Raw genomic sequence first — 13370 nt, 5'->3', positions numbered from 1 at the left:
GACATTAAGATTTTATCACGAAATGAATGTAAAAAAGGCGATGAACATGAAACTGGAGTTTTTCAATTCAATCAAGCATTGAAAGGAAAGTCATATGGAAAATATATTATTGAAGTATTTGAGTAAATTTACAACGTTTAATGAAGCGGAGCAACAGGAAATTGTTAAAGAGATACTGATTGAAGAATATAAAAAAGGAACAATGCTCCTTAGACAAGGAGATGTTCCTACGAAATGTTACTTTGTATTGCAGGGCTGCGTCCGGCAGTATTCTATAGATGAGATGGGGAAAGAAGTCACATCTAATTTTTACACAGAAGAACAAGCGATTGCGAATTTTAATCATCATAAACAAGATAAGTCATCGTCGTATTCTTTGGCTTGTATAGAAGACTGTATATTGGTCGTTGGTGATCTTGATGCCGAAAAGGACATGTATAACAAATATACACAATTGGAAACAATGACCCGCAAGATGATTGAGGAAAAACTAGGTGATATGCAAGATGAATTAGCTTCATTTATTGCCTCTACACCCGAAGAGCGCTACAAGTCACTATTACGGAAACGACCTCATTTAGTCGACCGTGTCCCTCAACATCAGTTGGCGAGTTATCTTGGGATTACCCCAGAGTCATTAAGTCGAATTAAGAAGCGAATCTATAAGGGAAATTGTTAGGAAGTTGTCATTTATTTTGTGAGGTTTTTCCGCCTCTCAGCAAGAGCCATACACCAAAGCCAAGTTCTCCAGCAATCATTGGGATGCTAAATACAATTTGAAGTATGGAAATAACTTTGTCATATTCCGGAGAAAACGTGTTACATAAGTGAATGACAATATAGCCGATTGCAGCAAGTAGTAATAAGATGCTAATGACTTTTGGGATGCTGGCTGACTTGAACGTTAAGTAGCCGACAATTATGAGGTGTCCACCAAAAATGATTAAACCAATCGACCAAATCGATTGAAATGCTTCTAAAAATAGCATGATATGTGCCTGAAGTTGATCAATTTTAAAGAATGATAGATAAGTTGTATTTTTCGTGAGAAGCAGTACAAATAGCAAATTGAGTATGGCAACTCCTAATATCGTCGCATAGATAAGACGGAGCCATGCCCCAAGCAATGAAAGGTTTTTATGAATGGGCTTTAGGAAAATATAGAAAGCCCAGGCCACCACAATATCAGTGATTAGGATGATGAACCAGCCAAAGATTTCCGCCTTGAAAAGGAGAGGTGCCGCCATGATATTGTGATAGGTGGCACTAGCGTCCCCTGTTACAACGAGGCTTGCATGGGCGAATCCAGAGGAAAAAAACGCAACAAGTGCCATGATGATAAGGGATATGCCAGCAGTCAGAGCAACTTTTCGCTGATTTGATTGTTCTTCTACTGAAACGGTCATAAACGAACCTCCTATGTTACATCGTTTTAGTTATATTTTAACGAGGAGGATATGATGTGGCATTGACTTAAATCAAGAGTATGAAAAATAGTAACAACAGTTTCCTCAAATAAGCATGTTCCCATTTATGAAAAATTATGCTGTAATAGTGAAGGAACAATAGTTAGCACTGTTCTAAGTAGTCAAAGAAGTGAGGAATTGAGATTGAAAAAGTTTAAGAAGTTTTATTTAGAGATTACGAGTGTATGTAACCTCGCATGCAGCTTTTGTCCACCAACAGAACGGCAGAAGCAATTTCTTTCTGTGGAGGATTTTACAAAGCGATTAGATCAAATTAAGCCTCACACAGACTATATTTATTTACATGTAAAAGGTGAGCCGCTGCTTCACCCTAAAATAGGTCAATTATTAGATATCAGTCATGAAAAAGGATTTAAAGTGAACATTACAACGAATGGAACGCTAATTAATAAAAAGAGAGACAAATTATTAAATAAACCTGCGCTCAGACAGATGAATTTTTCACTTCATAGCTTTGATGGCCATGAAGGTTCTACAGATAAGGAAGGATATGTACGAAGTATACTTTCTTTCATTAAAGAAGCAACGAGTCAATCAGATTTGATTGTTTCACTCAGACTATGGAACTTAACGCAAGACAATAAGACGAATCTCGAAATAAAGCGAAACAGAGAGTTGCTGGAAATCATTGAGAAAGAATTCGATTTACCATACAAAATTGAAGAGAAGATCACACCGGGAAGCGGCGTGAAAATTGCGGAACGCATTTATATTAACCAAGATTACGAGTTTCAGTGGCCTGCACTTCATGAAGAAGAAGACGATGGAAAGGGCTTCTGTTATGGCCTTCGCAATCAAGCAGGTATTTTAGCAAACGGGACGGTGATTCCTTGTTGTTTAGACGGTGAGGGTATTATTAATCTAGGGAATATTAACAATGATTCGTTTTCAGAGATTATCGAAGGGGAACGAGCGACAAATCTAGTAGACGGATTTTCACGAAGAGAAGCAGTAGAAGAACTATGCAGAAAATGTGGATATCGAAAAAGGTTTGGGAAATAGATTGGTAAATGGCTGGGAGAGTAGCTTAGACGAATACATTCTGGCTATTACCAATGTTGAAATCGTAACGAGACATTAAGACTATTAGGCTTAATGTCTTGTTACGATATTTTTATGTTTTGAAATAGATTTCAAGGAACAAAAATGTAGTATGAAATGAAATTTAGTTTAAAGAGTTAAAAAAGCCTATAAATATACATTATAGTTTGTTATATTCATATTAATAAATATAGTTTTACGAAAACAAAAAAATAGGGGGACTTATTTTGAAAAGAACTTTACCTTTAGTATTAACTATGTCACTTATTTCAGGGAGCTTTGTTACAATTCCTTATACGAAAGTTTCAGCCGAAACGGTGTCGTTGACGCAAGAAACATTGAAACAAAAGACAGATCAGGCAATTACAAGTGGAAATTTTGAAGATCATTTGAGTTATCTTACAACATATTTAAATGAAAAGGTTGGAGAACTTACTGAAGCGAATTTACAAAATAAGCTTACAGATCCAGTATTTGCAGCGGCTTTGGCGCAGTGGCAATTTATATCACAATCAGGTGCAGCAGCAATGGATGCATTTGCTAAAAAAGATTCTGCTCATCAGAACTTTCTTAGCTGGGCTATGAAAAATACAGATGTAATGAATACTTATCTTGAAGGTGGCAGTCCAACTGGAAAAAATCCAGTCAATGCACTTGAAATATGGAATACAATCTGGAATACAGATGCAGATTCTCATGAAGGATTGTATTTAAAATTAGCGATAGCTACATCGTTAGCTCATGCTGAACCAATCAAATATTGGACAAACAATCAACCTATTAATCCATTAACGAGGTACCAATATTATAAATCAGCAGATCAAAATAATGAGTTACTTCCTGTCTTTAGAACATATGATGTTTGGCATTTAAGATTAGTAGTGAATACTTGGTCACCGGAAGAAGATTTAACTTGGGCAAGAAATATGATTAATACGGAACATCCAGAACTTAAAAGCCAAGATAAGATAGGAACAAGTGCATATTTGATTAAGTATGTAACATATAACAAAGATGGGGTTAGCGTTCAAGCTGGAAATGATAAATTTTATGGTTTAGGTTGGAACCTTTCCTCCATTTACAGAGATGGTGCGGTATGTGGCGGTATTTCAAAGTTTGGTGTACAAGTAAGCCAAGCCTTTGGTGTGGCAGCTATGCCTGTTGGGCAGCCTGGTCATTGTGCGCTTATCTGGAATGACAAACCATCTTCTTGGAAGTTAGGAAATGATATATTTGGATGGGGTGCGTCGGAGCATCATGGTGGAACTGTTATTCCTTGGTCAGATGATAGTTTGAAAAATCAAGTACCATATATATTATTATTTGAAGATGCTGAATTAAATCAATCAAAATTAGATCAATCAGAGCGATTACGCTGGTTAGCTAAGGCGATGACTTCAACAGATAAGAAAATTGCAATTTATAAAACAGCTACCAATATTTTACCAATTAATGTTTTAGTATGGAAAGATTACGTGTCTCTTATGTTACAAAATCCAAATGTAACAGATGGTGAGTGGCAAGAATTAAACAGTGGTATCATTTCCGCTTTCGCAAATGAGCCAAGACCGATGATGGATCTTCTTACTCAAATTCGAAGTCATGTTCTGAATACAAGTGATAGAGCTAAGCTGCAGCAATATGTTTTAGATATATCAAATGCATTTTCCGCAATAACGAATATAAATGAAAAACAAGTAGCTAATAACATAACATCCAAAATGCCAAGTATGGGATTATGCCTTGCTACTTTTAGTTTTGATGGAGTAAATGCAGGGAAATTAATGGGAATTAAAACTGATACCGAATACAGTGTTGATGGGGGAAAAACTTATAAAGCCGCTACAAGTGATGATATGCTTCTTAGTAATGAAGAAATAGCAGCAATCAATTCAACGAATGGTATTTTAACAAGAGTGATTGGAACAACGGAGCCTTTATTAATTCCAATTGGACAAGCTGCTAAATTAAATGTTTCTTCAAATGATGATGAAAACTTAGTCTTTGGTATAGACGGTACGATGGAGTTCAGTATAGATCAAGGTTCAAATTGGACAAAATATAATCCAGCTTCTCCTAACTTACCGGATTTAACAGGAAATGTTACGTTAACAGTTCGAAAGTTTGCTGTTGGAACAACGCCAGCAAGTAGTGCTGTTAACTTGAAATTTACTGATACTCCTGTAGTAGGATTAATACCGCACACAAATTTATCAGTTGTAGGTTTCTCAAGTCAGCAAGATTCAGGTGGTAATGCTGCTAAAAATGCAGTTGACGGAAACGGGGCAACAATGTGGCATACGTTATGGAATGGAAGTGATAAAGTTCCATACATTACGATAAAGCTCAATGAAGTTACTAGCATATCACAATTAATTTATGTTCCAAGACAAGATGGTGGTTATAATGGCAACATAACGAGTTATAATATATACACAAGTATGGATGGAGTTAACTTTACAAAGGTTGCTACTGGTACTTGGGCAAATAATAACCTTACAAAGAATGCAAGTTTCAGTAAAACTGATGCTCAGTATGTAAAGCTTGAAGTCGTATCAGGATACGGTGGATTTGCTTCCGCTTCAGAAATAAAATTATATAATAACTAATTGAAAGAGAGACTGTAGTGAAAGACTTGCGACAGTCTCTTTTCTATGGATTTAATTCCGCTATTCGCGGGCAGTAATACTCCCATCTTAAAATTTGGCGAATGCATTGTCTAGTTCCAGTGGCTAGAATGTTCGGTGGCTTCGCTTCTTCCTACGAGGTAAAAAACACCTCTACGTCAGAAGCTCCATCCCCCTCACATTCTGGACGAGCCACTTCCACATTTCTTTGTTGTCTAGTTCCAGTGGCTAGAATGTTCGGTGGCTTCGCTTCTTCCTATGAGGTAAAAACACCATCCTTTCTGTATATTTCTACAAAAAGAATAGCGTTTTTTGTATTTGAGGGTATTAAAATTTCTTAAGTTGAGGGTCATGTAAGGTGGCCCTTAATAGAAGGACAGTAATGATAAACCATTAAATAAGGTAGATGACAAATCCTTTTCCTTTAAATAAGTAGGTTATTTGATTCTAAATAAATTTACACTTGTTTTACTTTTCTACGGAAAAGTGACACTTTTATCCTATGCCTAAAGGCGGACTGAATTTGTAATGATAATTTTTGAACAATTGAAAAAATAATAGTTGAAATAATGAAAGGTAAGAAGGAGTTTATTTCAAATAAGCGAAATATTGTATTGTCTTATCCTAAATTATTTGTAAAGGTGGATACATAATGACAGTAAAGAAGCTTTATTTCATCCCAGCAGGTCGTTGTATGTTGGATCATTCTTCAGTTAATAGTACACTTACACCGGGTAAACTATTAAACTTACCTGTTTGGTGTTATCTTTTGGAGACAGAAGAGGGACCTATTTTAGTAGATACAGGCATGCCAGAAAGTGCGCTTAATAATGAGAATCTTTTTAGAGGTACATTTGTTGAAGGACAAATTTTACCTAAAATGAATGAGAACGATAGGATCGTAAATATTTTAAAGCGTGCTGGATATGAGCCAGAAGATCTTCTTTATATCATTAGTTCTCACTTGCATTTTGATCATGCAGGAGGAAATGGCGTTTTTACAAATACACCAATTATTGTACAGCGTGCTGAATATGAGGCAGCACTCCACAGAGAGGAATATTTGAAAGAATGTATATTGCCGAATTTAAACTATAAAATCATTGAAGGCGATTATGAAGTAGTGCCAGGTGTTCAATTAATATATACACCGGGACATTCGCCAGGGCATCAGTCATTATTAATTGAGACGGAAAAATCAGGTCCAGTGTTACTAACTATTGATGCATCATATACGAAAGAAAACTTTGAAGATGAGGTACCGTTTGCTGGATTTGATCCGGATTTAGCTTTATCTTCAATAAAACGTTTAAAAGATGTTGTTAGGAAAGAAAATCCGATTCTTTTCTTTGGACATGATATGGAGCAAGAAAAGGGCTGTAAAGTGTTCCCGGATTATTTGTAATATTGCATATAAAAAGTCATGGGCTCGTTAGCTGTAAATGTATAATAAAGTAGCACCGTTTATAAAAAAGATTGATCAAAAGTCCTGTATTGATGCAGGACTTTTTTGTCTTGCAATTGGACCATATTTTGGAGTAAGGAAGTCAATTGGAACAAATCACACAAAAAGTAGGCCGAATTCTCATAAATAACTGTAAAAAGGTAAAATTTTCGTTAAGGGGGGTGTCTCAAAGCACATCTTTAAATCAAATTCTTAATTCAACTCGTGTCATGGAGTTTTGAGAATCTCTCAGCGTATAAAAACGTTAGAATGTGCGTCCTACCGAGGAATCTTTACCATAATAATTAAAACTTACATTTGCGACTATATGAACTTATAGAACTAATGCTTACGTTATTTGAATTACTTACCGTTTAATCGCATCAACAATTAGCGATGGAAAACCAAGTTTATCTCCTTGATTTCTAGAATCATACCTTTTTGAACGGAAAATAACACCATCGTTCGCATCCCATTCCTTGTAATAAAATTGCCCATTTTCATCACAGTATTCAAGTAAAACTACTTCAAATCCAGCAGTTTCAAACATTTTAGTTAATGTTTTATAATTATGAACTATTTTATGGCTTGCAGCTGGATGGTCTTTAGGTCCAGGTCCGCCTACTTTAACTATATTTTGGTAGGTTTCATCTGGGAAAAATGCATCAGGGACGCCACAACGAATATGACCTGATGGTTTTAAAAATTTATAACAAATCTTAGCTGCTTCTATACCTTCTTCGTACGTAAGATGTTCCCAAACATGCTCTGCTAATATAGCTGAAATTGAGTTATTATCAAATCTAATTTCCCATTGGGACTCATTTAATAAGTTAAGTTCTTCTTCTTGCGTTTGTATCCATCCTGGATTATTGTTAAATACTCCAGCACCAACTACTACTTTGATTTCTTCTTTTAATAACATTTTATTCTCCTCCTACTTTTTACATATATAAAATCCTACATCTTTCGGATCACGCCATACTCTACCATTACGTGCTAATATATTCTCAGCTTCAAATTTCAACCAATTTATCATATCAGTGTATAGGTCTGTATCGTGAGGTACGTTTAAAGATGGAAACATGCTGATAATATAATTCACGATTGGTTCAGGTTTTTCAAAAATTAATGAATTAGAGATAATTTTTTCTTCCACTTTATTAAACGTTGAACTTAAAATTTCTTTTGCATTTTCTATGCAAAATGGTGCGACTGGTGAAACTCTTTCAGGAAAACCAAATTCAATTAGCATGTTATTACAAAGTTCTCTAATTTTCGGTAATGTTTCACGTGAATTTGTAGTAGTAAGTAGTCCTCCATTTGGCTTAATTACTCTTTTAAAACCTTCAATTGTACTTTGAGGATTTGGAACATGATATAGCATATGTCTTGCGACTAACCAATCATACGAATTACTTGAAAACGGAAGCTTTCTTGCATCTCCAATTATCCACTCAATATTTAGATTCTTTTGTTGAGATAGTTTATTTGCTTCTTCAATCATATTAGATGACTGATCAAGTCCAGTAAGATGTCCTTTATGACCCATTGTTTGTAATAGGGAAAGGAATGCACCTGTCGCGCATCCAATATCAAGAATCTTTTCATCATGTGTTAAATTTAATAGCTTGATAACCCACTCATCTAAATTAACACGTTTTTCTTCGTACAAAACATGTGTATCCATTCGTACTTGCAAATGAGTACTAGCTCCATATTGACGCTTAACATCATCCATTTTTTGTGTTTCCACCTTTGCACAAAAATTTTGAATAGCATGAGTTAGAAATTCTGTTTTGTTTATTCCTTCATATACTAATGCGTCTTCAAAGTTTTCTAAAATTGTTTCATTAATTCTAAAATGAATACTCTTTCCTTTGATGGTGTTTACCTCCCTATGTTTTATTAATAAAAACATAGCATAATTTAAAATTTTCAGTAAGCTTTTGTGTACACAAATTGTTTAAATTCTTTTTTATTGAGTAAACAAGTTCTCCTAATATTTTTAAATAAGTCTCAAAAAATATATTTTGATTCTTATTTTCTACACTACATGGGGTACCGTCAGGAGAATGCTTTAGGAACACTTTTGGACATAGCTATCGATAGCTATGTTTTTTCATTTTCCTTATAGAATCCTTATAATTGTCATTTATTCTAGACTCACCAAATGCAAGGGGGAAGTTTAGAATGAGTGAACTGATTTTAGAAACAAAGAATCTTTGTAAAGTATTTCAAAAACAAAGGGTAGTACAAGATATTTCACTTTCTGTACCGAAACATTCAATCTGTGGGTTGTTAGGTGTGAATGGAAGAAAATGAAATTTGTGCTTTGGATAAACAGTTAAATCTCATTAAAGAGGTTAAGGACATACCGAAATGTATTCATGGTGATGAGGCTGCTTTGAAAAGAGCGATTATGAATGTAATGATGAATGCAATTGAATATTCTCCAGTAAATGGTGACTTGATGTTTTCAGTTGAAACTAGTAATAGTAAGGTCCGGTTCATTATCGAGGACTCAGGAAGAGGATTTACAAAAGAAGAAATGAATGCAGCGACAGAGCAGTTTTATCGAGGAGATAAAAGTAGAAACTCAAAACATCATCATGGAATCGGACTATATATTGCCAAAAACTTTGCAAAGCAGCATGGTGGAAATATTTACTTAAGTCATTCAGAAAAGCTAGGCGGGGCAAAAGTTATTTTAGAAATAGCGATGTAGTGGAGAAAACGCACGAAACTTTGTTTTCAAATAGTTTTTCTAGCTAACTATGCTAATGATGCTTATGCCTTAATGCGGAATAAAAAATTCAAAAGCCTGGGTGAGGAAACAACCTCATCCAGGCTTTTCTTACTGTCTTATTTCGGTAATGTGAATTTCACTTTGTGCCCTTTTGAAATGTCTTTTACTTCTTTATTTCTCATAGGTCCTATTTCGATTTCAAAGTTTTTGTCTTTCCAAATCTTTTCATACTGCTCCTGATCTAAGATGTAAACTTGTAATAACTCGCCAGCTGTTCCGGCTTTGATCAAATCATTATGCTTGTAATTCAGCAACATACTTTGGCTGAGCGTATACTGTGCGCCATCATTCACTCTTAGTGTAGAATTTAATGAAGATAACCCGATATCTTCAGATCCTTTGTGATCAAGTTTAAATTGAACTGTCAATAAAACAATGCCATTTTTAAAGTTTTCAAATCGAGGAGCTTCAACGGAATTTGGCGTGAATTTAGTGAATTGGTATCCATCTAGCGTAACATTTGTATCACCTAGTTGTTCACTTTTATTAATGTTTGATTGCTCTTTTAGCATTTTCTTCTCGCCCATGTTATCAACAGTTGTTTTATCTTTATAAAAAGTTTTATCTGCTGAAACCTTTTCAGAACCTTGCTTATTTAAACTTAACGCAAATTTCCCCGGACTTCCGATTGGAGCATCAAATTTTCCTTTATTAGCTTGCGCTTCAGGAACCATTGCTGATACCGTTGATAGCTCCAAAATTTTTGCTAAATCATCTTTACTGAATGGATAAGCAACATAACCAGAAACGCTTTTTCCTGCTTCTACTAAATAATTATTCTTTGGAGACAATTTTTCAGATAATTGTTCTTCTTTTGGAATTAAATCTTTATAATTACTGTAATCCTTTTTAGCGCCTGTAAATGTTATGTTTAAAGTTGGCATATAATAAGCATCTTTATTTGAACTATTCTTTACGGTATAGTGTGCAAGAATAACTCCGCCATTTGTCTGCCTATTAAAAGGAATGTCAAAATCGGTATGAAAATCATTCAATTCAACTAATGTATAGTTATCAAGCGATACTGAAACATCTTGCAATTTATGTACTTGCGATTCTTTGTTTTCATAAAGAACTTTTGTTTTACCTTGTGTTTCTTTCTCCATATAAGAGATAAGTTTTGAGTAATCATTTGAACTAGCTTTCGTATTTTCTGATTTTTTTTCTTTTGTTGTATCTGTTTTTTCTGTCTTACTTTCTTTTTGTTCTTTATTTGCCTTATCACTTTGACCGCAGCCAGTTATCATAAAAGCTGCAACCATCACGACAGAAAATAAAGAAATTAACTTTTTCGACATTTCATTTCCCCCTATTTGTTCCATGTCAAACACTTAATATGGATAATAGAATGATTCGTTATCCTCTATTATCTCTACGTTTCATTATAGAAAAAAATTTTTCCATGCGCCACCTTTTTTAGTATATTGTTCCATTTTAATGGGTAAATGTGTATGTTGGGAAGTGCACTTTATGCTATAGTTTACTATCGCTTTGAATTGAACGATCCCCACCTAAAATCCTAACAGATTTTAAGTAACCGTTATTAAAACTATCGAACTTCGTGCCCTTTGTAGGAATTTAACGTATTTTAGAGAATATTTTCATGTTAGGGAATAAGACAAAATTTCAATTTGAGGAGAATTTCATATGATAAGGGAATGTCAGTTTGAAGATTTAGAGCAGCTTATAAAAATAAGTAGTCTGGAAGTAATAGATGCTGATTTGGATAACATGATGAATATTTTTAAGGAAACGAAACACTTTTTAGTGTGGGATGAATTAGGAGTAAAGGGCTTCGCTTTTGTGATTATAAGAAATGAAGAGAAAAGAGAGTGGGATGTCCAAGTTTATGTAAATCCAAGAGAAAGAAGAAAAGGAATCGGTACGTTACTTCATCAAGAAATTTATAAGATTGTAGAAAGCGAAAATCCGAGTGTTTTCGTTACAGAAGTAAGAGTAGATATAGAAAATCCAGCTTCTTTTTACGAAAGATTAGGGTATAAAAAATGGTTTGGATCACCAAGTATGTGTTATACGGGCGGAGTTCAACCAGATGTAGATATCGAATTCATTCCGTATGAAGATAAATTTTACAAACAATATGCCGAGTGCAGGGCAGAATGTTTTTACGACATAGCTGTGAAAAATGATTTTAGGCCTTATGTAATCCCGCTAAGTGAACAAGACAAAAAGGCGTTATCGAATAAGCCGATATATGTAACGTTACATAATGAACAACTTGTAGGAGCTGTTACCGCCCAAGATGGATATTTAGATCATATTATGGTTTCACCGGCATATCAAGGGAAGGGATATGGTAAAAAAATTACGCAATTTGGGATAAATAAAGCATTAAGTAAAGGGGCTACTTCCGTTCAACTTTGTTATATAGAAGGGAATAGTAAGGCGGAGAATCTGTATCGATTGTTAGGGTTTGAAACGGTTCAAGTTATGCATGTGTATAGGAAATTTATGGAGTACTGATACATACGAACAACCATCATTTTGTAGTTTAATAACCTTATTAACTATAAAAAGTTATTTTATCTGAAAATTTAATTTTTAATACTTTTTAAAACTTCTAAACTACCTTATAATATATTTGTAAAAATTAGGAAAGGGGACAGGGGTCGTGGAAGTTTCTTATTTAAAAAGTAGAAAAGGTGTATTGGCAACAGGTATTGTTTTACTTTGTATTATAGGATTCATTATAACTGGACTATTACTCCGGCATTCTAAAGATGATGTTCGAGAAAAGGTACAACAAGCTTTTGAAAAACAAGATGTTGATGTTTTCTTATCAATTTTACCGAAGGATGCACAATCTTCTCCATTTGCCAAAGATGGCGTAAAATCATTTTTAAAAGAATCAAGTAAGTATAAGCAAATGTATCCAATAATGGTAGATGCTATGGATATAGAAAAGACTAATGTAGCTCCTCAAGCATTAGAGGTACGAACTAAAGGCGTATTACCATATACAATAGTAAAAGAGGGAAAAAGTTGGTTATTTTTTGATAATTATGTTGTTAGACCAGCAAAAGTGAAAATTAATTTAAAAAATATAGATAAAGATGTTTCTTTATCTTTGAATGGAGAGAAAATTAAACCTTCTGTTTTTGATAAAGCCTTTTTACCTGGGAATTACGAGCTAATAGGAGTAAAGAAATATAAATGGACGACTGTAACAGATAAAACAACTATACATGTAGGAGGAGACGATCCAGTAAAAGATGTGTCACTTAATTTGAAAGGAAACGAGTTAGACTTATCGAAAGAATTTATAGGTTCAGAAATTATGTTTAAAGGAAAACCTACAGGTATTAAAGTTGGTGATGAGGAATCAAAAAAATTTGGTCCAATTAATGAGAAAGATGAAAAAGAAATACAATTAAAAGCAAATTTTCCTTGGGTGAAAGATGGAATTTCTAAAATTAATGATAAACCAAAAACTTCTCTATGGACGGTAGAAAAGTATATGTTTAAAGTGGATGAAGACAAAGTTAATCAATTTTTTCATACGTTTTTGAAAGAATATGGGGATGCGAGCATAAAACAAAGTATTGAACCCTTCACTACAATAACTGAAAAGTATAAAAATAAACAAGCAGAATCTTTTGCTTCAGCAGCTCGTCATACACTCTTTGAGCCTTGGAAAGGAACCCTTGTAAAATCATATTTAAATAAAGAAGTAGTAAAGATTGTATCAAATGAGAAAGGCTACCCTATTTTAAAAATGGAAGGGGTAGCAAAATACCACCTTTCAGCTGGCAAGTATTCTCCTGAAAAAGATCAACTCTCAAATGTTCAAATTACAGCATTATATGATACAGATCAAAAAGCGTGGAAAATGAATGAGGTTCATATCGATTTAACTTTTGCAGGGGAAATCGATAAGAATGAAGAAGGAAAATATATCATTACAAACGTTCAATAAACTAAAAAGAGCTTGCCGAAAGCTC

General features: G+C 34.1%; 11 protein-coding genes and 1 pseudogene. 8 read left to right on the top strand and 4 right to left on the bottom strand.

The window, feature by feature from the left end:
- Positions 1–94 precede the first annotated feature (94 nt).
- Positions 95–679, top strand: coding sequence for a Crp/Fnr family transcriptional regulator (locus AB1280_RS12560; RefSeq protein ID WP_272187102.1), 585 nt, complete (start codon positions 95–97; stop codon positions 677–679).
- 7 nt (positions 680–686) lie between these two features.
- Here AB1280_RS12560 and AB1280_RS12555 read toward each other — a convergent pair whose 3' ends face one another.
- Positions 687–1406: a DUF4386 domain-containing protein gene (locus tag AB1280_RS12555; protein ID WP_429755998.1), complete on the bottom strand. Its 720-nt coding sequence runs from the start codon at positions 1404–1406 to the stop codon at positions 687–689.
- A gap of 204 nt (positions 1407–1610) precedes the next feature.
- Between AB1280_RS12555 and AB1280_RS12550 the strand changes: the two genes are divergently transcribed.
- The 3 genes from AB1280_RS12550 (at position 1611) to aiiA (ending at position 6560) form a co-directional block, all read left to right on the top strand.
- A complete protein-coding gene (locus tag AB1280_RS12550; RefSeq protein ID WP_272187104.1) occupies positions 1611–2489 on the top strand; it encodes a radical SAM/SPASM domain-containing protein in 879 nt (292 codons plus the stop codon).
- 296 nt (positions 2490–2785) lie between these two features.
- Positions 2786–5137: a discoidin domain-containing protein gene (locus tag AB1280_RS12545; RefSeq protein ID WP_429757337.1), complete on the top strand. Its 2352-nt coding sequence runs from the start codon at positions 2786–2788 to the stop codon at positions 5135–5137.
- 670 nt (positions 5138–5807) lie between these two features.
- Entirely contained in the window at positions 5808–6560 is a 753-nt protein-coding gene (gene aiiA / locus AB1280_RS12540) for a quorum-quenching N-acyl homoserine lactonase AiiA (protein WP_272187106.1), read from the top strand.
- Positions 6561–6966: 406 nt separating this feature from the next.
- Here aiiA and AB1280_RS12535 read toward each other — a convergent pair whose 3' ends face one another.
- Both AB1280_RS12535 and AB1280_RS12530 read right to left on the bottom strand, forming a co-directional pair.
- On the bottom strand, positions 6967–7524 hold the full coding sequence (locus AB1280_RS12535) for a class I SAM-dependent methyltransferase (protein ID WP_429755997.1): 558 nt from the start codon (positions 7522–7524) through the stop codon (positions 6967–6969).
- Between the two features lie 12 nt (positions 7525–7536).
- Positions 7537–8520, bottom strand: a complete 984-nt coding sequence (locus AB1280_RS12530; protein WP_272187108.1) for a class I SAM-dependent methyltransferase — start codon at positions 8518–8520, stop codon at positions 7537–7539.
- A gap of 272 nt (positions 8521–8792) precedes the next feature.
- On the opposite strand from AB1280_RS12530, the gene AB1280_RS12525 reads away from it, so the two are divergent.
- Together AB1280_RS12525 and AB1280_RS12520 are read left to right on the top strand one after the other, a co-directional pair.
- Positions 8793–8924, top strand: a complete 132-nt coding sequence (locus AB1280_RS12525; RefSeq protein WP_429755996.1) for a hypothetical protein — start codon at positions 8793–8795, stop codon at positions 8922–8924.
- A pseudogene (locus AB1280_RS12520) lies at positions 8911–9327 on the top strand (ATP-binding protein); the annotation flags it as partial. The gene AB1280_RS12525 and the pseudogene AB1280_RS12520, both read left to right, overlap by 14 nt.
- Positions 9328–9464: 137 nt before the next feature.
- On the opposite strand, the gene AB1280_RS12515 reads toward AB1280_RS12520, so the two are convergent.
- Positions 9465–10706, bottom strand: a complete 1242-nt coding sequence (locus AB1280_RS12515) for a DUF5068 domain-containing protein (RefSeq protein ID WP_429755995.1) — start codon at positions 10704–10706, stop codon at positions 9465–9467.
- Between the two features lie 349 nt (positions 10707–11055).
- Between AB1280_RS12515 and AB1280_RS12510 the strand changes: the two genes are divergently transcribed.
- Together AB1280_RS12510 and AB1280_RS12505 are read left to right on the top strand one after the other, a co-directional pair.
- Positions 11056–11892: a GNAT family N-acetyltransferase gene (locus AB1280_RS12510; protein WP_429755994.1), complete on the top strand. Its 837-nt coding sequence runs from the start codon at positions 11056–11058 to the stop codon at positions 11890–11892.
- 148 nt (positions 11893–12040) lie between these two features.
- Positions 12041–13345 (top strand): TcaA 3rd/4th domain-containing protein, encoded by a 1305-nt coding sequence (locus AB1280_RS12505; protein ID WP_429755993.1) that lies wholly within the window; start codon positions 12041–12043, stop codon positions 13343–13345.
- The last annotated feature ends 25 nt before the right edge of the window (positions 13346–13370 follow it).

It is taken from the genome of Bacillus sp. S10(2024) (genome assembly GCF_050473865.1).
Classification (GTDB): Bacteria; Bacillota; Bacilli; order Bacillales; family Bacillaceae_G; genus Bacillus_A.
Note: the sequence above shows the minus strand (reverse complement) of the source record. Positions and strands in the feature narration are given on the sequence as shown.